This is a genomic window from Ideonella livida, assembly GCF_010499455.1.
Classification (GTDB): domain Bacteria; phylum Pseudomonadota; class Gammaproteobacteria; order Burkholderiales; family Burkholderiaceae_C; genus Ideonella; species Ideonella livida.
This window is the reverse complement of the sequence record NZ_JAAGOH010000018.1, coordinates 12,336-35,934: the sequence shown is the minus strand read 5'-3', so window position 1 is coordinate 35,934 and position 23,599 is coordinate 12,336. Positions and strand designations below refer to the sequence as shown.

The following is a 23,599-nucleotide window of genomic DNA, read 5'->3' as shown; positions in this document are numbered from 1 at the left end:
TCATGGACCTCCAATTCACCCCGCAGGAACTGGCTTTCCGCGACACCGTGCGCGCCTTCCTGAAGGACAAGCTGCCGGCGCGCATCGCCCAGCAGGTCAAGGCCGGGCAGCGCCTGTCCAAGGCCGATCAGGAGCAGTGGCACGCCATCCTCCAGGCCCAGGGCTGGCTGGCCTACCACTGGCCCCAGGCCCACGGCGGCCCGGGCTGGGGCGCGGTCGAGAAGTTCATCTTCGACACCGAATGCGCCCTGGCCGGCGGCCCGCGCATCGTGCCCTTTGGCGTCAGCATGCTGGGCCCGGTGCTCATCAAGTACGGCAACGCGCAGCAGAAGGCCCACTGGCTGCCGCGCATCCTGAGTGGTGCGGACTGGTGGTGCCAGGGCTACTCAGAGCCCGGCGCGGGCTCGGATCTCGCCTCGGTGAAGACCACCGCCGTCAGGCAAGGCGACCACTACCTCGTCAACGGCCAGAAGACCTGGACCACCCAGGGCCAGCACGCCAACATGATCTTCTGCCTGGTGCGCACCGACCGCGCCGCCAAGGCCCAGGCCGGCATCAGCTTCCTGCTGGTGGACATGAACAGCCCCGGCGTGGAGCTGCGCCCCATCCGCACGCTGGACGGCGACCGCGAGGTCAACGAGGTCTTCTTCACCGACGTGAAGGTGCCCGCCGAGAACCTGGTGGGCGAGGAGAACGCCGGCTGGACCTACGCCAAGTACCTGCTCACCTACGAGCGCACTGGGATCGCCGGCGTGGGCTTCTGCATCGCGGCGATGGCCAAGCTCAAGGTGATTGCGGCGCGCGTGCAGTGCAACGGCCGGCCACTGAACCAGGACCCGCTGTTCGCCGCCCGCATGGCCCGGGTGGAAATTGACCTGGAGAACATGAAGACCACCAACCTGCGCGTGATCGCCGCCGTCGCCGGCGGCGGCGTGCCGGGCGCGGAAAGCTCCATGCTCAAGATCCGTGGCACCGAGATCCGGCAGGAGATCCTCTCGCTGATCCGCCGCGCCATGGGGCCGCAGGCCCTGGCCTTCATCGAGGCCGCGCAGTACGAGGGCTTTGACGAGCCCCTGCTGGGCGACCCCGAACTGGCCACGGTGGCCGCCACGGCCGCGCCCAGCTACTTCAACTACCGCAAGCTGTCGATCTTCGGCGGCTCCAACGAAATCCAGAAAAACATCATCTCCAAGATGATCCTGGGCCTGTGAGGCAGGGACGCTGACATGAACTTCCAGCACACCGACGACCGCCGCATGCTGGCGGACTCGCTCAACCGCTTCTTGGCCGACCACAACGGCATCGAAGCCCGCCACCACCATGCCGAGGGCCCCCAGGGCTACAGCCCCGCGCTCTACGCCGGCCTGGCCGAGCTGGGGGCCCTCGGCGCGCTGTTCCCGGAAAGCCATGGCGGCTTTGGCGGCGCCGGCTTTGATGTGAGCGTGGTGTTCGAGTGCCTGGGCCGGCACCTGGTGGTGGAGCCCCTGCTGGGCGCGCTGCTGGTGGGGCGCGGCTTGATTGAGGCGGGCACCGAAGCGCAGCAAGCGGCGCTGGCCGGCCTCATCAGCGGTGAGCTGACCGCCGCCCTGGCGCACGACGAGCCCGGCAGCCACCATGAGTTGAACCGCGTGGCCACCACCGCCACCCGCAACGCCCAGGGCTGGCGGCTGCAGGGCGCCAAGAGCGTGGTGCCGCTGGGCGACTCGGCCGACCTGCTGCTGGTCTCGGCCCGCACGGCGGGCGGCCCGCTGGACGCCGAGGGCATCAGCCTGTTCCTGGTGCCGGGTACGGCGGCGGGGCTGGACAAGCGCGGCCACGGCCGCATCGACGGCGGCCGCGCCGCGCAGCTCAGCTTGAACGCCGTGCAGCTGGGGGCCGACGCACTGCTGGGTACCGCAGGGCAGGGCGGGACGCTGCTGCAGCGCCTGAACGGCTACGCGCTGCTGGCCTTGGCGTCTGAAAGTCTGGGCGCCATGGATGTGGCCAAGGACCAGACGCTGGAGTACCTGCGCACCCGCAAGCAGTTCGGCGTGCCCATCGGCAGCTTCCAGGCTCTGCAACACCGCATGGCCGACCTGCTGCTGGAAGTGGAGCAGGCCCGCTCGGCCGTCATCAACGCGGCCGCCGCCATTGACGAGCCCGAAAGCCCTCGCCGCGAAAAGGCGCTGTGCGCCGCCAAGTTCAGCGTGGGCCGCATCGGCACTTTGGTGGCCGAAGAGAGCATCCAACTGCATGGCGGCATCGGCATGACCTGGGAGCTGCCACTCTCGCACTACGCCAAGCGCCTGGTGATGATCGACCACCAGTTTGGCGATGAAGACCACCACCTGGCGCGCTTCATCGCGCTGTCGCAGGCCGAGGCCGACACCCCGGCCCACGAGTCGGCCGAAGTTGAGGCCTGAACCATGCACGACACGCCTTCTCACCCCCACGCGCACCCCACCGCGCACCCCACCGCGCACCCCACCGCGCACCCAACGCTGCCGCTGCAAGGCGTGCGCGTGCTGGACCTCTCCCGCGTGTTTGCCGGCCCGCTGTGCGGCCAGGTGCTGGCCGACTTCGGTGCCGAGGTCATCAAGGTGGAGCACCCCGGCCGGGGCGACGACACCCGCGACTGGGGCCAGCGCATCGGCCAGACCGAGACCACCTACTTCAGTGCGATGAACCGCAACAAGCGGTCCCTCACGCTGGACCTGCAAAGCCCCGAGGGCCTGCGCATCGTGCAGCAGCTGCTGCCGCAGGTGGACGTGGTGATCCACAATTTCAAGACCGGCGGCGCCGAGAAGCTGGGCCTGGGCTTTGCGCAGCTCCAGGCCCTCAAGCCCGACCTGATCTATTGCGCCATCGCCGGTTACGACAGCAGCGGCCCCGAGGCCAGCCGCCCGGGCTACGACCTGGTGATCCAGGGTGAAGCCGGCTTGATGGCGCTCAATGGCGCGGCCGACATGCCGCCGCTGAAATTTGGCGTGGCCGTGGTGGACATGATGACCGGCATGTACGCCGCCCAGGCCGTGCTGGCCGCGCTGTTCCGCCGCGACCGGGTGGCGGACGCGGCCGACCCCACCCACCCCGCCAAAACCCAGGGCCAGCTCATCGAGCTGGCCCTGTACGACTGCGGCCTGATGGTCACCGGCTACTACGGCCTGGACGCGCTGCTGCTGGGCCGCGATCCGCAGCGCTACGGCAACGCCCACCCGTCCATCGTGCCTTACGGCCTGTTCGAGGCGGCCGACGGCCCGCTCATCATCGCCGTGGGCACCAACCATCAGTTCGAGAAGTTTTGCCGCCACGTGGTGCAGCGGCCCGACATCGTGGAAGACCCGCGCTACGCCACCAATGTGGAGCGCGCCCGCCACCGCCTGAGCCTGCTGCCCCTGGTGACCGAGGTCATCCGCAGCCTGCCGCGCGCCCTGTTGCTGGAGCGCCTGGACGCCCAGGGCATCCCCTGCGGCCAGGTGGCGGGCCTGCACGAGGCCCTGACCAGCGAACGCACCCAGCGCAGCCAGCTGGTGCAGCAACTGCCGCACCCGGTGGCCGGCCACACGCATGTGTTTGCACCGCCCTACCGGCTGAACGGCCAGCGCCTGCCCATCCGCAGCGCCCCGCCCACGCTGGGCGAAGGCACGCGCGAACTGCTCCACCGCCTGCTGGACCTGAGCGACGCGCAGCTGGAGGCGCTGCGCGCCCAGGGCGTGCTGACCCTGCCGGAGTGAGCTTGCCTGATTGAGCTTGCCCGACTGAACGCCCCGGCCCGACCTGCCCGTCCCCCCTGCCGCTCCCGTTTTCCCCCCAGACGACACGACCACCGGAGACCTTTCCATGAACTTGAACCTGCAACGCCGCACCGTGGCTGGCGCCCTGGCCAGCCTGGCCGCCCTGTCCACCCTGGGCCTGACCGGCACCGCCCAGGCCCAAACCTGGCCCGCCAAGCCCATCAAGTTCATCGTGCCCTACGCCGCCGGCGGCGCCACCGACATCACCGCCCGCACCCTGGGCGAAAAGCTCTCCGCCCGGCTGGGCCAGCCGGTGGTGGTAGAGAACCGGGGCGGCGCCGGCGGCGTCACCGGCACCGACCAGGCGCTCAAGTCCCCGGCCGATGGCTATACCGTGCTGGTCTCCCTGGGCACCACCATGCTCATCAACCAGTTCCTCTACGAAAAACTGCCCTACAACCCGCAAAAGGACCAAGCCCTGATCACCCAGATCGCGCTGGCGCCGGTGGTGCTCTTGGTGAACCCCAAGATGCCCTTCAACAACGCGCCCGATCTGCTGGCCCACATCGAGCAGAACAAAGGCAAGGTGACCTATGGCTCTTGGGGCATGGGCTCGTATGCCCACCTGGCTGGCGCCTGGCTCTCAGACAAGCTCAAGGCCGACATGAGCCATGTGCCCTACAAGGGCGAAGCGCCCATGCTCCAAGACTTGGTGGGCGGCCAGCTGCACATGGCCTTTGCCAGCCTGCAGTCCGCCCGGCCCTTCATTGAATCGGGCCGCCTGAAAGCCCTGGCCGTGACCGGCACCCAGCGCATGGACGCGCTGCCCAAACTCAGCACCATGGCCGAGCAGGGCATCAAGGACGAGGTCTTCCAAGTCACTGGCTGGCTGGGCATGAGCGCCCCGGCCAAAACCCCGCCCGAGGTGGTGAACCGCTTGGCCACCGAGATGCAAGCCATCTTGGCCCAGCCCGACATGCGCGAGCGCATCGCACAAATGGGCTTCATCACCGTGGGCAGCAGCCCTGAGCGCTTTGCCGCCCAGTTCAAACAAGACGCCGGGGTGTGGGAGCGGGTGGTCAAGGTCTCGGGCGCCAAGCTGGATTGACGCAGGCACGAGGCCGGGGCCAGGGCCGCGCCTGCCCGTGCTCAAGTGGACGAGCCGGAAACCGATAGACCTCAGGTTGGGTGGTTGTCGCCGCCTTTCGGCCTGTGTCTTCCTCACCCGTCCACGCCCCCATGCCCACTGCGCTTGCTCGAGCCGTCGCGATCGTCGTGAGCGGCCGCTGGCTGGGCGCAACCACCGCGTGGTGGCTGCGCCCAGTCCTGTGGGGCCTGCTGCTGTGTGGCATGGGTGTCTGGTCCCCTGCCGCCACAGCCGCCACAGCCGCAACTGGCGCCCTGGCCACCGTAGAGCCTGAGGCTCTGAGCACACTGCACCTGGAAGATCAACGGCCTCTGCAGCAGGCGTGGCCCGTCGTCATGATCTTGCCCGAGCCGGGGCCGCCGATGACGCTGGCCGAAGTGCTGCGCGAGTCAAGGCGCTTTACGCCCCCCGCGACACCAGCGTCCAACCTGGGCACGCGCCCCGACGCGGTTTGGGTGCGCATCCCCTTGCAGGTGCACTCGGGCGACGGTCACTGGATTCTGAACATCGACCACCCTTCACTCCATCAGATCGATGCGTACCTGGTGGGAGAGGACGAGGCGGTAAAAACTTGGAGGATGGGCGCCACCCTGTCCTTCACCGAACGGCCACTGGCCGTGCGCAGTCATGCCATACCGCTGAGCCTGCTGCCCGGCAAGCCCTACGTGCTTTACCTGCGTGTGCGCACCGAGACATCCATGTTGTTGCCCATGGCCCTCGTCAAGCCGGGCGTGTTCTACGCGGCGGAATTTCAAAGGCAGGTCGTGCAAGGGCTGCTGACAGGCTTGTCCCTGGCCTTGATGGCCTACAGCCTGGTGAACTGGCGCAGCCCCCTGTTTGGGCTGTTCGCACTGCGGCTGGCCTGTTCCACCACGTTTTTTCTGGCCTTCTGGGGGCTGCTGCAACAGCACCTCTGGCACGACCAGTTGGCCAGCGCCCTGGGCATGAAGCTCGCCCCGCTCGTGGTGTTGCTGGGGATCGTGGCGAGTGGGCGCTTCATCCAACTGTCGATGGACTCTGCCCGGCACAGCCCGCGCCTGCACGCAGCGATCAACGCCATCCTGGGTGTTGCGGTCGTGGTGCTGGTGGCTTCGGTGACGGGTGTGCTGGGCTACCGTGGTACCCAGATCGCGCCAACCGTGCTGGGCCCCACCCTGATGCTGCTGGCCCTGCCCGTGGCCCTTGGGACGGCCCGGCGCGGCGATACCGTCGGCCGAACCATGATGGTGGCTTGGACCGCGTATTTGCTTGGCGCCTGCAGCATCGCCGGTCTGGTGCGCGGCTTCATCCCGGCCAACGTCTGGACGATGCACCTGTTCCAGGTGGCGTTGGTGCTGGAGATGCTGGCATGGCTGAGGGTCTTGAGCCTGAATGCCGACAGCTTGCGCCGGACCGCCGAGCGCGCGGAGGTGGAACGACGGACTTTGCACAGGCTGGCCCACACCGACGCCCTCACGGGCTTGCTGAACCGCCGTGGCCTGAGCGAGGCGTTGGCGCGGGCCCTGTGCCAGGGCTTCTCCCACCGCGAGCGGCCCCATGGGGTGGCGGTCTACCTGCTGGACCTGGATGGCTTCAAGCCCGTGAACGACCGCCTGGGCCATGAGGCGGGCGACGAACTGCTGACGCTGGTGGCTGAGCGCCTGAAGCGCACCGTGCGCCAGTCCGATGTGGTGGCCCGCCTGGGCGGCGACGAGTTCGTCATCGTGGCCGGCAGCCTGGGCGGCGACGCCGAGACCGAGGCCCAGGGCATCGGGCACAAGCTGTTGGAGGCCTTTCTGGAACCGTTCCCGGTGAAGGGCCAGTCCTGCAGGGTGGGGCTGACGATTGGCTTTTCCCTGTCCCCCCATGACGGCCACGATGCCGACGAACTGCTGAAGCTTGCCGACATGGCCATGTACGCCGGCAAGCAGGCAGGACGTCACACCCTTCGGCGTGGCCAGACCTCGCCCGTTGGCTCACCGGACTCGGCGCCAACGGTCACCAGGACGGGCTGAATACGCTTCAGCGCCCCCCAGGCGGCAGCTCAAACACCAGGCAAGTGGTGGTGGCGTGGGCATACAGCTGGCCGTCGGGGCCGACGATGCGGCCCTCGGCCGTGCTGACCTGGCGCCCGGCATGGATGATGTGGCCCTCGGCGCGCACCAGCGGCACTGCAGCCGTCAAGGGCCGCAGGTAGTTCACCTTGAGTTCCAGCGTCGTGTAGCCCTTGCCAGCGGGCAGGGTGGTGTGCACCGCGCAGCCCACGGCAGAGTCCAGCAGCGTGGCGAACCAGCCGCCATGCACCGTGCCCATGGGGTTGTAGTGCTGGCGTGCCGGCCGCCCCTGAAAGATGGCCTGCCCCGGCGCCATGCGGATGGGCACAAAGTCCAGCGTGTTGCCCATCGGCGGGGGCGGCAGCTCGCCGTCAAAAATGGCTTGCAGCACCTGCAGGCCTGACAGCTGAGCCAGGGGCAGGCGGGGCGGTGGCGCATCGGCTGGTCGCAAGCGGGCGCGTACCGCCTGCTCCTGGGCTTGCCACTCGGCCACCACGTTGTTCATGTCCATGTCGTCTCCTTGGGTTCATGGGCCGCAGCGGCAGCCCGGTCAGGGATTCCGTCAGCGGCGCCCCGGGGGTCGGGTGTCCACGCGCAAGCACAACAAGCCGGTCACCAGCGCCAGGCCCACATGGGCCAGGTACAACGATTGAAAGTCCGCGATCTGCGGCGTCGTGCTGCCGACCAAGGCGACGGTGGCCGCCACGCCCAACACACTGCCCATTTGGCGTACCGCTTGGTTGACCGCACTGCCCACGCCAAACCGCGCAGGCGGCAAACGGGCGACGGCCGCTGCGCTCAATGCGGGCAGCACCAGGCCCACCGCCGTGCCGGTCATGCACAGCCCGGGCAGCCACACCCCCAGAAAGTCCGGCGCCGGGCTCACCCGGCCGTGCAGCCACAGGCCGGCGCAGGCATAAAGCAGGCTGCCACCGACCAGCAAAGGGCGATGCCCTACACGCGCCGCGAGGCGACCCGCCACCATGGCCACCGGCACCACCAGCAACGGACCGGGTGACACCGCCAAGCCCGCCAGCGGCAGGCTGTAGTGCCAGACCTTCATCAGAAAAAAGAACATCGCGAAAAACATCATCGAAAACGCGATGCCAAAACTCAACGTGGCCAGGTTGACGAAGCGGTAGGTCGGGTCCGCAAACAGCGACAGGTCCACGGCGGGCTCGGGGGTGCGGCGTGCCCAGACCACAAACACCGCCAGCAGCGCCAGGCCAGCCACCAGGGTGCCCCACACCAGCTGCGACGCCCAACCCCGCGCGTCCGCCTCGACGATGCCGAACGCCAACCCGCCCACGCCGGTGATCAGCAAACCGATGCCCACGCCGTCAAGCGACACGCGGCCCTGGCCCTGGCGCCATTCGGTCAGGCGCGCACGCCCCAGCCACCAGGCCAGCAGCCCCAAAGGAAGGTTCAGGTAAAAGGCCCAGCGCCAGCCCCAGGCATCGACGACAGCCGAGCCCAGGCTGGGCCCCAGGGCGGCGGCCAATCCGCCCACGGCACCCCACAGACTGACCACCACCGCCCGGCGCTCCGCCGGAAACGCCCCCAGCACCAAGGCCAGCGAAGCCGGTGTGAGCAGCGCCGCCCCCACGGCCTGCAGCGCCCGGGCGCCCACGAGCATCCCGACCGTGGGCGAAGCGCCGCAAGCTGCAGAAGCCGCCAAGAACAACAGTAAACCGCTCTGGAAGACCCGCTTGCGCCCCCAGGCATCGGCCAAGCGGCCGGCCGGCACCAGCAAGGCGGCATACACCACGGTGTAGGCGTTCAACACCCAGGACAAGTCCGCCGCGCTGCTGTGCGCAAACCCGCTGCGCAGCGCATCAAACGCGGCGAACAGCACGGTGCTGTCGAGGGAGACCAGAAACACCGCCACGCTGGCGACAAGAAACACGGGCCAAGCGGAGGCCGTCGCTTCGGGCTGGCGTTGCCGGTCGAGTTCAGTTGCGGCGTTCAATCCGATTTCTCCAGTTTGCTGTGGGGGTGGGTGGTTCGGTGGGCTGGGCGTCGGCGTCCAGCCGGGCGAGCACCTTCGCCGCCAGGTGCCGGGCCAGCGCGCTGTGGTCCATCAACTGCTGTTCCCTGCTGCCAAGCCCCAACTGCGCTTGCCATGTCAGCAGCTGCGTCCCTTGTGCGGCCAATCGTGCCCGCAGGGAGTCCGCCCGCCGGCCGTACGCCGTGGCCTCCAGGCCATCGGGTGGATGGTCAACCCAGAGCGGGCGATCCGCGCATGGCATGGACACCACGTTCACCACGGTGCCGCCGCCCTGAGCCGCCAGCACCGAGGCGAATGCCTCGATCAGTGGGAGTGCGAAATCCGCTTCAAAGGCAGGCACCGACGGCAGCGGCACGGATGCCGTGGGGCCAGCGTTTGAGGGCCCGGTGGCGACGGTGCAGCAGATGAGCAGCGTCACGTCGGTCAACTGGCGGGCAAGCTGCTGGGCATCCCCGCGCCTTGTCAGCGTGCCCACGATCTCCACCGCGCCGGGGAGCCAGGGTTGGCCGCCCGGATCGGCTGACATCACATACAGCTTGGCCACCTTGCGCGCGAGCAGGCCTCGTGCGATCGCGGCGCCAACCGCATCATCGGCACCGATCACCAGCGCCACCGACTCCTCAAGTGCCATGCGAACCTCCGGCCACCGGCGCCAGAGGGTCGCGCCGCACCCGGAACCACGCCGCATACAACGCCGGCACGAACACCAGCGTGAGCGCCGTGGCCAGCACCAGGCCGCCCATGATGGCGATCGCCATGGGGCCCCAGAACACGCTGCGCGTGAGCGGGATCATGGCCAGCACGGCCGCCGCCGCCGTCAGCACCACGGGGCGCGAGCGCCTGACGGTGGCCTCGACAATGGCTGTCCAGGCAGCCACGCCGCGCGCAATGTCTTGGTCGATCTGGTCCACCAAGATGATCGAGTTGCGCATGATCATCCCGCCCAGCGCGATCACGCCGAGCAGCGCCACGAAGCCGAACGGTGCTTGAAAGGCCAGCAAAGCCGGCACCACGCCGATGATGGCCAGCGGCCCGGTCATGAACACCATGAACAGGCGCGAGAAGCTCTGCAGCTGGATCATCAGCAGCGTCAGCGTCACCGCAAACATCGCTGGGAAAACCGCGAACAGCGCGACATTGGCCTTGTCGCTCTCCTCGATGGCGCCGCCTTCCTCGATGCGGTAGCCGGCCGGCAGGCTGTCCACGATGGGGCGCAACGCGGGGCGGATCTGCTCGGTGGCGTAGGGACCTTGCACGCCATCGGCCAGGTCACTGCGCACGGTCAGCACCATGTCGCGGTTGCGGCGCCACAGCACCGGCTCCTCGAAAGTGGGCTCGATGCGGGCGATCTGCGACAGCGGCACCGTCACGCCGCTGCGGGTGAAGACCTGCAGGTCGCCGAGTTGGCCGATGCCACGGCGCTCCTCGGGCGTGGCCCGCACCACCACGTCCACCAGTTCCTCGCCACGGCGGATCTGCGTCACCGGCGCGCCGTCCAGCGTGGTCTGCACCAGGCCCTGGATGTCGGCGTTGCTCAGGCCCAGCTGACGCGCCTTGTCCTGGTCAAGATGCACCTTGACCGAGCGCACCTGCTCGTTCCAGTCGAGCTGCGTGTCGCGCACCAGCGGGCTTTGGCGCACGGTGTCACGCACGCGGTAGGCGATGTCGCGCACCACGGCCGGGTCGGGCCCGGTGACGCGGAACTGCACCGGAAAGCCCACCGGCGGCCCAAATTCCAGGCGGGTCACCCGTGCCCGCACATCAGGCAGGGCCTCGTCCTGGGCGAAGAGAGTCATCAGGCGGGCCCGCACCCGTTCACGCTGCTCAATGCCGGCCGTCTTGACCACCACCTGCGCAAAGCCAGGGTTGGGCAGCTCGGGCTGGATGGACAGGTAGAAGATGGGCGTGCCGGCCCCGGTGTAGGCGGTGAAGAACTCAACTTCTTCATCCTGCTTCAGGATGGTCTCCAGCTTCTTGACCTGCTGCTCGGTGGCCGCAAACGAGGCGCCTTCGCGCAGGCGCAACTCCACCAGCAGCTCCGGGCGGGCTGCCGTGGGGAAGAACTGTTGCTGCACCAACGTCATGCCGGCCCCGGCAGCGCCCAGCAGGCTCACGGTTGCGGCCAGCACCACCCAGCGGCGCTGCACCGCCCAGTCCACCACACGGCGCAGCCGGTGGTAGATGGGCCGGTCGTACACGTCATGGTGCTGGCCGTGGCCCAGGTGCTTGGGCAGCAGCTTGACCCCCAGGTAGGGTGTGAAGACCACGGCTACCAACCAGGACAGGATCAGCGCCACGCCCACCACCCAGAAGATGCCCCCGGCGTACTGCCCGGCAATGGACTTGGCAAAGCCCACTGGCATGAAGCCGGCGGCCGTGACCAGCGTACCCGTGAGCATCGGGAACGCCGTGGTGGTGTAGGCGTGGGTGGCGGCCTGCAGGCGGCCCACGCCTTGCTCCAGCTTCACCACCATCATTTCCACCGCGATGATCGCGTCGTCCACCAGCAGGCCCAGGGCGATGATGAGCGCGCCCAGCGAGATGCGGTCCAGGCTCCAGCCCGCCGCCAGCATCACGGCCGCGACCAGTCCCAGCACCAGCGGCACCGAGGCTGCCACCACAATGCCCGTGCGCCAGCCCAGGAAGACAAAGGACACGGCCAGCACGATGGCCAGGGCCTCCAGAAAGGCACGCTCAAACTCCCAGATCGAGGCGGCCACCACACGCGGCTGGTCTGCGTACTGCTGGATCTCCACCCCCGCCGGCAGCGTCTGCCGAATCTGCGCCAGACGCGCCTCCATCGCCTGGCCAAAGGCGGTCACGTTGCCGTTGCCCTTCATCGACACACCGATGGCCAGCACCGGCACGCCGTTGTGGCGGATGGTCAGGCTGGGGGGATCCTCATACCCAGAGCGCACGCTGGCCACATCGGCCAGGCGCAGCACGTGCCCGCCCACGTCCAGCGTCACGTTCTGCACGTCGGCCAGGCTGTGCAGGCGGCCGTCCACCCGCACCTGCACACGGTCGTGTGGTGTATCGGCAGAGCCCGCTGGGGCCATCAGGTTCTGGCGGGCCAGCGCCTCCATGACGGCTGACGGGGGCAGGCCCAGCGCCGCCAGCCGGCGGGTGGAGACCTCCACATAGACCTTCTCGGCCTGCTTGCCCAGCACGTCCACCTTGCCGGCGCCGGGCACGCTTTGCAGCTGGCGTTTCACACCCTCGGTCACGTCCAGCAACTCGGCCATGCTGAGCTCAGGCGCGCTCAGGGCGTAGAGCATGCTGTAGCGCTCGCTGTATTCGTCGTTGAAGAAGGGGCCGCGCACACCTTCGGGCAGTTCCTGGCGGATGTCGCCCATCTTCTTGCGCACTTGGTACCACGCTTCGTCCAGCTGGGCCTTGGTGCTGCCGCCCTTCATCCACAGGGTGATGCCGCCATAGCCTTGGCGGGCAAAGCTGCGCACATAGTCGAATTGGTCCAGCTCCTGCAGCTTGCGCTCGATGCGGTTGAGCACCTGGTCTTGCACCTCCTGCGCGGTGGCCCCGGGCCAGGCGACGATGGCCGTCATCTGCGGCACCTCGAAGGTGGGGTCTTCCAGGCGGCCCAGGCGGTTGAATGAGAACACCCCGACCACCAGCGTCACGATGATGAGGAACAGCACCAGCGGCTGGTGCGTGACCGCCCATTCAGAAAGGTTGAGGCGCTTCATCAGGAGCCTGCCTTCCCGGTCGTCGTGGCGGCCATGCCGGCCTGTGGGCCGCGCTCAAGGGGCCGCACGATCAGACCGGCGTCCAGCTTCTGGGCGCCCACGCTGACGACGCGTTGGCCTTCGGCCAGGCCCGTCACCCGGACCGAAGCCGCATCGACCGCCACGACCTGCACCGGCTTGAACACCAGGCCGTCGCCCTGCGGGTTCAGCACCCAGACGCCTTCCTGCCCACTGCCCTTGAGGAGCGCGCTGACCGGTAGCGTGACAAGCGCCGGCCCGCCTGCGGGCGCCGACAAGGTCAACTGCACCGTGCTGCCCAAGGGCAGGGCAGCGAGGGCTGCGCGAGAAGGCCCGGTGGCCGCGTAGCGAGCGCGGTAGGTGCGGCCCGGTGCGTTGGCCTGGGGGGCCAGCTCGCGCAGGGTCAGGCGCCATTCGGTTTGGGGCGAATCCCAGGGCGCAGCGGTGGCCACCAGGCTGCGGGCCCGCCCCACCCAGTCCTCGGGCAGGTCCACCACCACCTCGCGCTCGCCCGCTTGGGCCAGGCTCAGCACCGGCTGCCCTTCGGGCACCACCTGGCCGCGCTCCAGCCGAGTCGCCGTCACCACGCCGGCGTAGGGTGCCACCAGGGCGGCATAGCCCTCGCGGTTGCGGGCCAGGTCCAGTTGGCGCCGGGCCTGCTCCAAGCGTGCCGCCGCCGCGTCCGCCCGGGCCTTTTGACGTTCATGGTCCGCCGCACCCACCGAGCCGTCGGGCAGCAGGCGGGCGAAGCGGGCCGTGTCAGCCGCCGCCTGTTGGGCGTCCACGGTGGCGGCCTGTAGCTGGTCTGCGGCGGCCTGCACCGCCAGTTGGTAGTCGGCTGGGTCGAGCCGGGCCAGCACCTGCCCGGCCTTCACCAGGTCGCCCACGTCGACCAGCCGCTCGATCACCTTGCCACCGGTGCGAAAGGCGAGTTCACTCTCCACGCGCGGTCGCACCACCGCGCTGAAGGTGCGGGCCTGGGCCGCCGCAGCGGGCAAAACCGTGGTGACGAAGACCGGCCGCACGGCTGCCACCGTTGCGGCGGGTTCACTGCAGGCCGAGAGCAGGCTGGCGGCGGCAGCGCCCACCAGCGACACGATGAGGGATGTCCGGTTCACTTTGGCGTCCTTGCGGCAAGAGAAACAGGGGCAGCGTCGGCGGTCGCGGCCGGCAGGCCCCCCCCGAGCGCCTTGTAGAGCTGAACGTCGGCCAGGGCCTGCTGCAGCCGGCTGTCTGACAACGCGAGTTCGCTGGCCAGCACCGAGCGCTGCACGTCCAACAGCGTCAAGGCGTCGATCTGACCTTCGCGCTGCAGCGATTCGGCGCGTTTCAGCGAGCGGCGGCGATGCGCCACGTTCTGCCCCAGCGCCACCGCGCGGGCGGCCTGCTGCTGGCGAACGAGCAAGCTGCTCTCCACCTCCTGCACCGCCACGAGGATGGACTTTTGCCAAGCCAGCAGGGCCTCGTCAGTGCGTGCCGCCTGGGCTTGCACACCTGCTTCGATGCGGCCGGCGTTGAACAGCGGCGCGGAGAAGGCCAGCGCCACATTTGTAAACCGCACCGGCGACAGGTCCAGGGCATTGAGCCGCAGGTCCTGCTGGCCCAGCAGCGCGTTGACGAACAGCTTGGGCCACCACTGGGCCCGCGCCTCGTCACTGCGCAGGCCTTCAGCGCTGACGCGGGCTTCGGCGGCGATCAGGTCGGGGCGCCGCCGCAGCAGGTCGCCCGGTTGGCCGGGCGGGATGTCCTGTGCTGCCGGCCAGGCGAACGCCGTCTCGACATCCACCACCGGTGTGGACGGGCTGCGCCCCAGCAGCACCGCCAGCTGGGTCTGGGCCACGCCCACCAGGGTGCGCAAGGGCGGCAACTGGGCCCGCAGCGCATCCACCTCGGCCAGGGCGCGGTCCAGGTCCAGGGCGCTGGCCAGGCCTTCGCGCTGGCGGGTGGCCACCCGGTCCGCCGTCTGGTGCTGGGAGTCGACCAGCGCCTGGACGATGCGCAGCTGCTCCTGCGCCCCGCGCAGCACAAAGTACAGCCGCCCCACTTCACTGGCCACCAGCAGGCGTGCGCCGTTCACCCCGGCCGCTGCGGCCCAGGCATCGGCCTGTGCCGCGTCGCGCGCGGCACGCACGCCGCCGGCCAAGTCAATCTCCCAGGCCAGGTCCACGCCGACCACGGCGGCCCGCGTGTCCGGCACCCCTTGCTTGACGGCGGCAGGCAAGCCGCTGTCGCTGCGCGACACCGCCGCCTGCACGCCCACCGTGGGCCACAACCGTGAGGCCTGTGCTGACAGCCCGGCGCGGGCTTGGGCCACGCGCTGCTGGGCCATGGCGATGTCTTGGTTGGTGCGCAGGGCCTCGTCCACCAGCGCTGCCAGGGTGGCATCGCCGTGGTCGCGCCACCAATCGGCGTCAAGGGCTGCGGTGGCGAGCCCAGGCTGCCCGCCATGGGCAAAGCGGGGGGCCAAAGCCACCGGAGGCGCGGCGGGGCCCTCGGCCTGAGGTGGGGCGGTGGCGCAGGCGGCCAGCCACGCCAGCGCCGTCAAGGTGGCTAGCGGCCGGAGCACACGGGCGGCGCGCTGGCGCCGGCCTGTCGTCAAAGCGGTCATGGGCGATCCAATGCGCAGCGTCAAACCAGGCCGAAGGTCTTGCGCAGGCTGGCATCGACCGGGCCAGCGGGCATGAAGCGGCGCAAGGTGCGCAGCAGCGAGGCTTCGCCCTTGGGGGTGCGGCGCATCTGCCAGGGGCCAAGCGCCGCCTCCACGAGGGTGGCGGCCACGGCGTCCGGTCCAGGCGCCTTCTGCACGCTGTTCACGATGGCCTGGGCCACCCGCGTGCGGTCTGCGTCGTAGGCCGCGATCTGGGCGGCCGCTTGCGGCGCATTGAGGTCCAGGTTGGTCTTGGTGTAGCTCGGCTCCACCACCACCACCCGCACCCCAAAACCCCGCACTTCATGGTCCAGGGTCTCGGACAGGCCCTCAATGGCGTGCTTGGTTGCCGAGTACACACCCATGTAGGGCGCCGGCAGAAAGCCGAGCACCGAGCTGACGTTGACGATGCGCCCCGAGCGCTGCCGGCGCATCACGGGCAACACCGCCTGACAGACGCGCAGCACCCCAAAGACATTGGTGTCGAACAGCGCCTGCGCTTCGGCCACGGAGGTCTCTTCGACCGCACCGAGCATCGTGCCGCCGGCGTTGTTCACCAGCACGTCGATCCTGCCGGTCTTGGCGGTGATGCGCTGCACCGCCCGCTGGACCGAGGCGTCATCGCGCACATCCATCTCGACCCGCTCGACGCCCTCCAGCGGCTCCGACTGGCTGAGGTTGCGCACGGTGCCAAACACGGTGCAGCCGCGCTGGGCCAGGCGCTGCGCCGTGGCGCGGCCAATGCCCGAGGACACGCCGGTGACCAAGACGATGGGAGAGGTGAGGGACATGGAGCTTCCTTTGCAATTTACTGTACTCACTGGTACCGTAATGTGAGACACATAAACGATACTGTCAAGTACATTAAATGCCGCCCGATGCCTCACCAACACAGACACAGCCCGCCAGCGTCGCGCCGAGCAAGACAATCACCCCCGAGCCAGACCAAACGCGACCCCTGCTGGGTCTCGTCTGGCAGCGTTGAAGCGCACCGAAACACCTCTGGCCCCAACCGGCCGCACGCTGAATGACACAAAAAGACGACAGCCCCGTTGACACCCCGCGACGCGGCCGCCCCCGCGATCCCGAACGTTCGCAGCGCATCCTGGAAGCGGCGCGCAAGCACTTCTATGCCCACGGGCTGGAGCGCGCCAGCGTGGATGCCATCGCGGCTGAGGCGGGCGTGTCCAAGATGACCGTCTACAGCAACTTCGGCTCGAAAGAGGGTCTGTTCGAGGCGGTGGTCCAAGACGGCACCGATGGCGTGATTGGCGGTGTGGCCGGCGCTGAAGCCCTCGATCCCTTGCAGCCGCGCCAAGCACTGCTGTCCATTGGCGAGCAGTTTCTTGCCCTGACTCGCGAGGAGCACACGCTGGGCAAGTTCCGCTCGCTCTACGGTGCCGCCAGCGCGCAGCCCGAAGCCTGCCGTGCCTTTTTCCGCCAAGGCCCCGCCCGACTAACCACCGAGCTGGCCCTGTACCTGCAGCGTGCCCATGACGCTGGCAGCCTCAGGGTGAAAGATCCCCGTTTGGCGGCCGACCTGTTTCTCGCCATGTTCCTGGGCAGCGACCACATGAGCGGGCTGCTGATGCTGAAACGGCCCAGCGCACGCCAAAACAAGGCGCTACTGACCGAAGCCGTACGCGTCTTCATGGCCGGCTATGGTGTGCAGGGGTGAAGAGCCCGACGAGATCCATGTCTAAGCGCCGTGATCTGGCTGGCCCATCTCAGCGGCCCACTCGAAACGCTAGGTAAAGACCGCCCACCGCAAGCGCATCGGTGAGCGCGTGTGAGTGCGTCGGGCTGGACGTGTCAGTGATCGTGCGTGTGGGCATGAGCCGCCGCGCGCGGTTGTTGCACCCACACCGTCACCTCCCGCTCCCCCGCACGCTCGAAGCGCAAGCGCAGCGTGAAGCGTTTACCCTCCACCAAGGGCGTCTCCAGGCCTTTGAGCAGCAAGCGCCATTCGCCGTCATGGCGGAGCAGGAGCTGCGCGCCCGGGGGGCGAATTCACGAGGCCGAACCCGACGGACCGGGGCAAGCTCGGCAGCAAGCGCCACCTCGTCACCGACAGGCAACGCCTGCCGCTGATGTTCTGCGTGACGGGGGCGAATCGACATGACTCGGTGGTGTTCGAGGAGCTGATCGATGCGTTGCCGGCGGTGGCGGGGCTGCGGGGGCGTCCTCGGCGGTGGCCCGACAAGCTGCATGCCGACAAGGGCTACGACTTCGTAGCGTTGCCGCAGCCATCTGCGGGCCAGGGGCATCAAGGTGCGCATCGCGCGCCGAGGTGTCGAGAGCCGGGAGCGACTGGGGCGTCACCGCTGGGTGGTCGAGCGTACCAATGCGTGGCTGGCGGCATTTGGAAAGCTGGGCATCCGCTTCGAAAGTCAGGCCCAGACGCATGTCGCCTTACTCAGCCTGACCTGCTGCGCCATCTGCCTTCGATCTCTTCTGAGGTTTTGTTAGCGGCTCTAAGTCCAGCAAGTGCTGGCACGAGGCCAGGGCGGCCTGCACCGCCTACGTGAGGCTGATGCGGCGCGTGGTGCAGTGCAACAGCCGCGCGCCCAGCCACTGCGCCATGGCCGCAAGGTGGCGGTTGACCCCGGACGGGGCGACGACACCCGCGACTGGGGCCAGCGCATCGGCCAGACCGAGACCACCTACTTCAGTGCGATGAACCGCAACAAGCGGTCCCTCACGTTGGACCTGCAAAGCCCCGAGCGTTTTGCCGCCCAGTTCAAGCAGGACGCCGCCGTGTGGGAGCGGGTGGTCAAGGTCTCTGGCGCCAAGCTGGATTGAGCGCGGTGGCGCCATCGTGTAGGGTGCGCGCCTGCTCCCACCCTTGCCGCCCATGGACCGCCAACTGGAACTGCGCCACCTGCGCTACTTTCTTGCTGTGGCCGATACCGGCAGTTTCAGCCGCGCGGCCGAGAAACTGTTCATCGCCCAGCCCCCGCTCTCAGCCCAGGTGCGTCAGCTAGAAGGCCTGTTGGGCCAGACCCTGTTCACCCGCCATGCCCGCGGGGCGCACCTGACCCCCGCCGGGGAGGCTCTGCTGCCCCGCGCCCGCGCAGTGCTGGCCGCCGTGGCGGCCCTGCCTGAGGCGCTGGACGCGCCCGAGGCGGCGCCCCGCCTGGCGCTGGGTTACGTGCCCTCGGCCAGCAGCACCGTGCTGCCCGCCGTGCTGCAGGGCCTGGGGGGCGGGACCCGCCGGGGCGCGGCGCCGGCCGGCCAGGCGCTGGACCTGCACCTGCAGGAGCTGATCACCGACACCCAGGTGCAGGCCTTGCACGCCGGAACCCTGGACGCGGGCCTCTCGCGCAGCCCCAGCGCCCGGCACGGCGTGCAGGTGCTGTGCGCGCTGGAAGATCCCTTCGTGCTGGCGGTGCCCGCCGCCTGGGCGGGCACCGCCACGGTGGGCCGGCGCCCGCCGGTGCAGCAGCTGGCCGACTGGGCGGCCGAGCCCTTCATCGCCTTCACCCGCCACCGGGGGCCCGCCACCTTCGACCAATCCATCCGCTGCTGTCTTGAGGCGGGTTTCAGCCCGCGCATTGCCCACGAGGCCGGCACGGTGCAGGGGGTGCTGGACCTGGTCCGCGCCGGCTTGGGCGTGGCCCTGGTGCCTCGCTCGGCGGCACTGCTGACCGGGACCGGCCTGCGCCTCTTGCCCCTGCCGGTTCCGCCCCAGCCCGACCGGCTGTGCCTGATTGCACGCCCTGGGCACGGCCACCCGGCATTGCCGCGCCTGCAGGCCTTGGTGCAGGCTGCCCTGGACCAACTGGCCGAGCGCCTGCGCGGGCATCCCGATCTGGGCAGCGACTGAATCGACGCCCCAAGCCCTGCTGCTCACCCGCAGCACCAAGCTTCGCCGGGGCGGGGCTGCAGGGCTGTTCCAGTGGCGCGTCTCAGCGCCTGAGAGGTGCCGGCGCCCGGGGCAGGGCAGGAGTGGACGGGTAGATTGCGGGGCATTCTTCCAGGCCCTATCACCCGAGGACTTCTGCCCATGCTTCGCCTGCCCTGGTTCTTCTGGCTGTCCTTCTTCAGTGTCGTCGCCATCTTCGGCTTCGCCCTGTGGTCGGCCACCCGGTCGGGCGCCTCGTACCTGGGGCGGCGCACCCGGCGCCAGCGCACCCTGGAGGTGGCCGCCCCGGCACGCCAGGCCCTGCAGCAAATCATCCGCTATGCCCAAGCCGCAGGCTACAAAGTGGTGGCTCTGCAGGAAGATGAAGGTCTGCTGGTGCTGGACGAACCGTTGAACTGGGTGAGTTGGGGTTTCTTTCTGCCCGTGCGCGTGGCCGGCCTGCCCGGCGGCCTGTGCCGGGTGGAGGTGGGCATCCGCAGCAAGGTCTTTCAGGTGGGCCCCGTGGTCACGCGCAGCCACGAGCGCTTTGTCACCGGCCTGCAGGCGGCGCTGTTTGCCGAGGGCCTGAAGACCTGAAGGGCATGCTTGAGGCCCTCTCGGACCGCACCACCCCGGCTTTGTGGGCCATGGCCAAAAGGCCTGCCTGCGGCCTATGCACACCGCCGTGCTGCAGTGGGCCGGCGCGGGCGCCTGAGCGACTGAGCCCGCCGGGACGTGCCGCCCCGCGCCGGGCAAGTTAGATTCAGCCCATGACCCCGTACCGCCACCGCCGCCTGCTCCCCTGTTTGTCCTCCGCCTGGCGCGGCCTGCCCGCCCTGGCCCTGGCCGCCCTGGCGGCCCTGTGCAGTGCTGGCCCCGCTGGGGCTGCCCCCTCCGCCGCCCCGGTGCGTGCCGAGATCGAGGCCCTGCTGGCCCGGCTGCAGTCCTCCGGCTGCCAGTTCCAGCGCAACGGCACCTGGCACGAGGCCCCGCAGGCGCGTGAGCACCTCCTGCGCAAGCTGGCTGCGGTGGAGGAGCGCACCACCGTGCGCAGCACCGAGCAGTTCATTGAACTGGCCGCCAGCCGCAGTAGCCTCTCCGGTCAGGCCTACCAGGTGCGCTGCGGCACCACCCCAGCGCAGAACAGCCAGCCCTGGTTGAGCCGCGAGCTGGCCGCGCTGCGGGGCGAAACCCGGAACCGTCCTTGAACCGTCAGCTACGCATGGGACCCAACACGTAAGACCTCCCCTGGAGTCAAGCACCACCTGGCTGCTTCTCCTTCCGAAGCGGAATTCTGATTTTGTGAACCGGCGAGCCGATGCGCCGGGCGCCATGCGCTCGGCGTGACCCTGGGGTGGCAGAAGGGTCATCGAGTTGTCCTGCTGCCGGTTTGACCTGTCTCGCCGGGCGCAGCGGGGCCGTTCTCCTTGGCGCTCCCAGCCTCCACAGGACAAGCTGTCTGCGCTGCCCGGCGCGGTTTCAGGTCAGTAGCCCGCCGGGTAGCTGGCCGTGGCCGACAGGGGCAATGGTGCACCCACGCCGTTGCCGAAGGCGTTGAGTTGCTTCATGGGGAACAGCAGCAGTTCGGCGGCTGGCAGGCCATAGGCCGCCACCTGCGCCGCAGCGGCGTCACTGAAGGTGATGCCCCACAGGCTCCACACCGCACGCAGGTCGCGGCCGATGATGCGTGAGGCGGCGATCAGCATGAAGTCGTTGCCGTCCATGGCGGTTGGCGGGCTGGCGTAGGTGCCCAAGCCCAAGGCGCTGCGCTGCGCCAACCAGTCGGCGCTGGTGGTGGTGGTGCTGGCGATGGTGGCCGTGAGGTTGCGCTCCAGCAAGTACATCAGGGTGTAGAGCGCCCAACCGTCGGTGAATTCGGGGCGGTAGTGGCGGGCGTACTCCACCAGCTGGCGGTAGAACACCAGGCGTTCGGCGGCGTTGTCATAGGTGCCGGTGGCCGTCCACAGGGCTTGGCGCATGGCGTCGGCGCTGGCGCCGGGCTGCAGGGCGTCCTTCAGCCAGCCGAACACCTTTCGGGTGTCGCCGTCGCCCCGCACCAGCGCCGTGCTCCCTGGGTTGGCACGGGCAAAGGCCATTTGCTTGTGCATGGGGAAGATGTTGTTGGACACCTCGGTGGAGCGGCTGCCGTAGATGTTCAAGCGGCTGCGCTGCAGGTTGTGCCCGATCTCGTGGGTTTCGCCCCAGCCCAGCGGGTCCAGCGCCCAGTTCTGGTCGTAGGGGTTGCCTGAACAGCCGGCGCCGCACAGGGCCACGGTGTCCACGATGACATGCTGCATCACGTCCCGCCGGTGCTGGGGGCCGGTGCAGTCCCAACCCGCGTTGTCGCAGAAGGCGCTGACGCTGGCCGGCAGGCGCAGGCCACTGCTGGCGCTGTGAAACCCGGCCAGCGCGTAGGTGTCCTCCACCATGTAGGTGTTCAGGCGCTGGGCCAGCAGGGCCATGTCACCGCCGTGCGCGGCCAGGGTGGTGCGCATGTGGGCCAGCGTGGAATGCACGGTCAGCGCGTCGGTGGTGATGCCCACCCATTGGGTGGGTGTGCCGTCCATCTCGGCCTTGAAGGCGGCCACCTGGGCGGCATCGTTCATGTCGCGTAGCGCGGGATGGGTGGTCACCCCCTCCACTGTCACGCGGATGGCGGGGGTGTCACTGGCGGCCCCCAGGAAGAGATACAGAGGGCCGCCAAACGGGCTGGTGAGGGTGACGGGCTGGCCTTGGATCAGCGGCATGCGCGGGCTGGCCAGTTGGGTGGGGCGGTCATAACCCTGGGGGTTGTAGATGCGCGTGGTGTCGCGCAGCAGGTTGATGCCCACGGTGACGGTGGCCGAAGCAGCATCTTCACGGGTGAGGGTGATGCTGCGGCCGGGCATCACATACAGACCGGTCATCAGCTCGCCTGTGCCGGTGGCTGGCGCGGTGCCGGTGACCGTGCGCACCAAGGCCGGCGTGGCGGCCGGAATGGCACTGGCAAAACTGCCTTGGTGGGCGGCGGTGGCGTTGTGGCGGCGGTGCAGGTAGGCCGTCATGTCAGAGAACAGCGCGCGGAAGAACAGGCCTTTGTCGCCCCCTTTGTCCATGGGGTAGGCCACAGCCCGGCGCCAGGTATCGCCCAGCAGCACCAGGTGTTTCTCCAGCGCGTAGCCGGGTTGCTCAAACAGGGCCAGGCCCTGGGCATCCAGCGCGCGCAGCCGGGAGCGGATCGCCCCGGCGGGCGTGTTGAACTCGGTTTGCAACGCGGTGTCGGCCTCGCACTGCACCTTGCCCACCACCGTGCTGCAGCCGCTGAAGGTGGTGCTGAAGTGGCCGCTGCGCAGGCGATCCAGCAGTGCCAGGGTGGTGGGGGCGCTGTCGCTGGCGGCCAGCGAGGTGGGCGACCAGTCCTTCAACCCTTCCTGCGCCCAGTAGTTGTTGTTCACGGCCAGGCCGAAGTGCTGCATCAGCGCGCTGGACAGGGTGTTGTCATCCCGGCCATGGTGCAGATAGAGCACGGGCACACCACGGGCCTGCGCGGCCCGCAGCGCGGCCATCACGGTGGTGGTGTCGTAGCCGGCCGGGTAGGTGTCAGGTGTGCTGCTGTTGCCCTGGTTGGGCCCCTGCTGGCGGCCGAGGATCAGCAGATCGGCGTTTTGCAGGCAGCCGGCCAGCGCGCTGCCGTCACAGCTGTCGTCCACGGCCAGGCTGCCTTCCACGCCGTTGATGCGCACCGCCGGCACCTGGGCGGTGAGCCAGGCGCGCGTGGGGGCCTCATGTTGGAACCAATAGGTGGCGGTGCTGGGCAGGTGCGCCGTGACCACCCGCAGGCCATTGAGCGTGCTGCGGCCCGTGAGCCAGCGCATGGTGTTGCGCAGCATCGTGTCCATGGCGGCATTGCCGCGCACGGCCAGCGGGTTGCCACCCAAGGCCGCGTAGCGGGCGCCAGTGCTCGGGTCGGCACCGGCCACGGCCAAAACACGGCCGGCGGCGGCCTCGCTGCCCTTGTAGCGCCAATTGCCCGTCAGCAGCACGGCATGGCGGCCTGGGTCCAGCAGGGTGAAGTAGACCGAGTCGTGCGTGGGGTTCCAACTGGCCGGGGCGACGGCCTCGGTACCGCCAGCGCTGCCCGTGCCCAACACGGCCTGCCGGGTGGTCTCCACCATGGCTTGCTGGGCCTGCAGCAAGGCCTGGGTCTGGCTCAGGGCGGTGGCGCTGTCCACCGCGCTGGCGTCGCCCGTGGCCAGGGCCGTCGTCCACGCGGCTGCTGGCGGCGGCGGGTCGCCCGAAGAGCCCCCCCCACCGCCTCCCCCGCCGCAGGCCGCCAAGATCAGCGGCAGGCTCAGCATCAGGGCCCAAGAAGGGCGGCGCAGACAGGACCGTCGGATGGTGGGTAGGGGGACGTTCATGGGGCAGGCGGATCAGGGGGAAGGCAGCATGCTTTGTACCCCGCCCCATGGGCCCTGGCTGCCATGGCCGCGCGGCGACGGGCCC

At 69.2% G+C, this 23,599-nt stretch carries 18 protein-coding genes and 2 pseudogenes; 11 read left to right on the top strand and 9 right to left on the bottom strand.

Annotation, left to right across the window (positions count from 1 at the left end):
* The first annotated feature begins 2 nt into the window (after positions 1–2).
* The 5 genes from G3A44_RS14845 to G3A44_RS14825 all read left to right on the top strand — a co-directional run bounded on the left by G3A44_RS14845 (position 3) and on the right by G3A44_RS14825 (position 6,854).
* Complete coding sequence (locus G3A44_RS14845; RefSeq protein ID WP_163458369.1) at positions 3–1,211, top strand: acyl-CoA dehydrogenase family protein; 1,209 nt, start codon at positions 3–5, stop codon at positions 1,209–1,211.
* 15 nt (positions 1,212–1,226) lie between these two features.
* Complete coding sequence (locus G3A44_RS14840) at positions 1,227–2,402, top strand: acyl-CoA dehydrogenase family protein (protein ID WP_163458366.1); 1,176 nt, start codon at positions 1,227–1,229, stop codon at positions 2,400–2,402.
* Between the two features lie 3 nt (positions 2,403–2,405).
* Positions 2,406–3,713, top strand: coding sequence for a CaiB/BaiF CoA transferase family protein (locus tag G3A44_RS14835; protein ID WP_163458364.1), 1,308 nt, complete (start codon positions 2,406–2,408; stop codon positions 3,711–3,713).
* Between the two features lie 106 nt (positions 3,714–3,819).
* Complete coding sequence (locus tag G3A44_RS14830) at positions 3,820–4,821, top strand: Bug family tripartite tricarboxylate transporter substrate binding protein (RefSeq protein ID WP_163458362.1); 1,002 nt, start codon at positions 3,820–3,822, stop codon at positions 4,819–4,821.
* Positions 4,822–5,195: 374 nt separating this feature from the next.
* On the top strand, positions 5,196–6,854 hold the full coding sequence (locus tag G3A44_RS14825) for a diguanylate cyclase (protein ID WP_163458360.1): 1,659 nt from the start codon (positions 5,196–5,198) through the stop codon (positions 6,852–6,854).
* A gap of 7 nt (positions 6,855–6,861) precedes the next feature.
* On the opposite strand, the gene G3A44_RS14820 is transcribed toward G3A44_RS14825, so the two are convergent.
* The 7 genes from G3A44_RS14820 to G3A44_RS14790 are packed head-to-tail and all read right to left on the bottom strand — an operon-like array spanning position 6,862 to position 16,064.
* A complete protein-coding gene (locus G3A44_RS14820) occupies positions 6,862–7,404 on the bottom strand; it encodes a PaaI family thioesterase (RefSeq protein WP_163458358.1) in 543 nt (180 codons plus the stop codon).
* A 51-nt stretch (positions 7,405–7,455) separates the two neighbouring features.
* The gene (locus G3A44_RS14815; RefSeq protein ID WP_203561428.1) at positions 7,456–8,862 is read right to left on the bottom strand and encodes an MFS transporter; all 1,407 of its coding nucleotides are present in this window, start codon (positions 8,860–8,862) and stop codon (positions 7,456–7,458) included.
* Complete coding sequence (locus G3A44_RS14810) at positions 8,846–9,532, bottom strand: Rossmann-fold NAD(P)-binding domain-containing protein (RefSeq protein ID WP_163458356.1); 687 nt, start codon at positions 9,530–9,532, stop codon at positions 8,846–8,848. Before G3A44_RS14810 ends, G3A44_RS14815 begins: the two co-directional genes overlap by 17 nt.
* The gene (locus G3A44_RS14805; RefSeq protein ID WP_163458354.1) at positions 9,522–12,608 is read right to left on the bottom strand and encodes an efflux RND transporter permease subunit; all 3,087 of its coding nucleotides are present in this window, start codon (positions 12,606–12,608) and stop codon (positions 9,522–9,524) included. The genes G3A44_RS14810 and G3A44_RS14805 overlap by 11 nt, the downstream gene beginning before the upstream one ends.
* The gene (locus tag G3A44_RS14800; protein WP_163458352.1) at positions 12,608–13,744 is read right to left on the bottom strand and encodes an efflux RND transporter periplasmic adaptor subunit; all 1,137 of its coding nucleotides are present in this window, start codon (positions 13,742–13,744) and stop codon (positions 12,608–12,610) included. Before G3A44_RS14800 ends, G3A44_RS14805 begins: the two co-directional genes overlap by 1 nt.
* A complete protein-coding gene (locus tag G3A44_RS14795; protein ID WP_163458350.1) occupies positions 13,741–15,234 on the bottom strand; it encodes an efflux transporter outer membrane subunit in 1,494 nt (497 codons plus the stop codon). The genes G3A44_RS14800 and G3A44_RS14795 overlap by 4 nt, the downstream gene beginning before the upstream one ends.
* A 20-nt stretch (positions 15,235–15,254) precedes the next feature.
* Positions 15,255–16,064, bottom strand: a complete 810-nt coding sequence (locus tag G3A44_RS14790; RefSeq protein WP_163458348.1) for an oxidoreductase — start codon at positions 16,062–16,064, stop codon at positions 15,255–15,257.
* A 236-nt stretch (positions 16,065–16,300) separates the two neighbouring features.
* On the opposite strand from G3A44_RS14790, the gene G3A44_RS14785 reads away from it, so the two are divergent.
* Entirely contained in the window at positions 16,301–16,951 is a 651-nt protein-coding gene (locus G3A44_RS14785; RefSeq protein ID WP_163458346.1) for a TetR/AcrR family transcriptional regulator, read from the top strand.
* A 134-nt stretch (positions 16,952–17,085) separates the two neighbouring features.
* On the opposite strand, the gene G3A44_RS14780 is transcribed toward G3A44_RS14785, so the two are convergent.
* Positions 17,086–17,232 carry a hypothetical protein gene (locus tag G3A44_RS14780; RefSeq protein ID WP_163458344.1) on the bottom strand — a complete coding sequence of 49 codons (147 nt, stop codon included), beginning with the start codon at positions 17,230–17,232 and terminating at the stop codon, positions 17,086–17,088.
* A gap of 29 nt (positions 17,233–17,261) precedes the next feature.
* Here G3A44_RS14780 and G3A44_RS14775 point away from each other — a divergent pair.
* The 5 genes and pseudogenes from G3A44_RS14775 to G3A44_RS14755 form a co-directional block, all read left to right on the top strand.
* Positions 17,262–17,742 (top strand): annotated as a pseudogene (locus tag G3A44_RS14775) (IS5 family transposase); the annotation flags it as partial.
* A 135-nt stretch (positions 17,743–17,877) separates the two neighbouring features.
* Positions 17,878–17,997, top strand: a pseudogene (locus G3A44_RS23600) (CoA transferase); the annotation flags it as partial.
* A gap of 130 nt (positions 17,998–18,127) precedes the next feature.
* The gene (locus G3A44_RS14765) at positions 18,128–19,099 is read left to right on the top strand and encodes a LysR family transcriptional regulator (RefSeq protein ID WP_163458342.1); all 972 of its coding nucleotides are present in this window, start codon (positions 18,128–18,130) and stop codon (positions 19,097–19,099) included.
* 180 nt (positions 19,100–19,279) lie between these two features.
* Positions 19,280–19,714, top strand: coding sequence for a hypothetical protein (locus tag G3A44_RS14760; RefSeq protein WP_163458340.1), 435 nt, complete (start codon positions 19,280–19,282; stop codon positions 19,712–19,714).
* A 173-nt stretch (positions 19,715–19,887) separates the two neighbouring features.
* A complete protein-coding gene (locus tag G3A44_RS14755; protein ID WP_163458338.1) occupies positions 19,888–20,325 on the top strand; it encodes a YfeK family protein in 438 nt (145 codons plus the stop codon).
* A 276-nt stretch (positions 20,326–20,601) separates the two neighbouring features.
* Here G3A44_RS14755 and G3A44_RS14750 read toward each other — a convergent pair whose 3' ends face one another.
* On the bottom strand, positions 20,602–23,514 hold the full coding sequence (locus tag G3A44_RS14750) for an ImpA family metalloprotease (protein WP_163458336.1): 2,913 nt from the start codon (positions 23,512–23,514) through the stop codon (positions 20,602–20,604).
* Positions 23,515–23,599: the final 85 nt, after the last annotated feature.

Excerpts from the sequence above, each read along its gene's own strand:
- G3A44_RS14845 (WP_163458369.1), top strand. The coding sequence starts at position 3 with ATGGACCTCCAATTCACCCCGCAGGAACTGGCTTTCCGCGACACCGTG.
- G3A44_RS14840 (WP_163458366.1), top strand. The coding sequence starts at position 1,227 with ATGAACTTCCAGCACACCGACGACCGCCGCATGCTGGCGGACTCGCTC.
- G3A44_RS14835 (WP_163458364.1), top strand. The coding sequence starts at position 2,406 with ATGCACGACACGCCTTCTCACCCCCACGCGCACCCCACCGCGCACCCC.
- G3A44_RS14830 (WP_163458362.1), top strand. The coding sequence starts at position 3,820 with ATGAACTTGAACCTGCAACGCCGCACCGTGGCTGGCGCCCTGGCCAGC.
- G3A44_RS14825 (WP_163458360.1), top strand. The coding sequence starts at position 5,196 with ATGATCTTGCCCGAGCCGGGGCCGCCGATGACGCTGGCCGAAGTGCTG.
- G3A44_RS14820 (WP_163458358.1), bottom strand. The coding sequence starts at position 7,404 with ATGGACATGAACAACGTGGTGGCCGAGTGGCAAGCCCAGGAGCAGGCG.
- G3A44_RS14810 (WP_163458356.1), bottom strand. The coding sequence starts at position 9,532 with ATGGCACTTGAGGAGTCGGTGGCGCTGGTGATCGGTGCCGATGATGCG.
- G3A44_RS14805 (WP_163458354.1), bottom strand. The coding sequence starts at position 12,608 with ATGAAGCGCCTCAACCTTTCTGAATGGGCGGTCACGCACCAGCCGCTG.
- G3A44_RS14795 (WP_163458350.1), bottom strand. The coding sequence starts at position 15,234 with ATGACCGCTTTGACGACAGGCCGGCGCCAGCGCGCCGCCCGTGTGCTC.
- G3A44_RS14790 (WP_163458348.1), bottom strand. The coding sequence starts at position 16,064 with ATGTCCCTCACCTCTCCCATCGTCTTGGTCACCGGCGTGTCCTCGGGC.
- G3A44_RS14785 (WP_163458346.1), top strand. The coding sequence starts at position 16,301 with ATGACACAAAAAGACGACAGCCCCGTTGACACCCCGCGACGCGGCCGC.
- G3A44_RS14765 (WP_163458342.1), top strand. The coding sequence starts at position 18,128 with ATGGACCGCCAACTGGAACTGCGCCACCTGCGCTACTTTCTTGCTGTG.
- G3A44_RS14760 (WP_163458340.1), top strand. The coding sequence starts at position 19,280 with ATGCTTCGCCTGCCCTGGTTCTTCTGGCTGTCCTTCTTCAGTGTCGTC.
- G3A44_RS14755 (WP_163458338.1), top strand. The coding sequence starts at position 19,888 with ATGACCCCGTACCGCCACCGCCGCCTGCTCCCCTGTTTGTCCTCCGCC.
- G3A44_RS14750 (WP_163458336.1), bottom strand. The coding sequence starts at position 23,514 with ATGAACGTCCCCCTACCCACCATCCGACGGTCCTGTCTGCGCCGCCCT.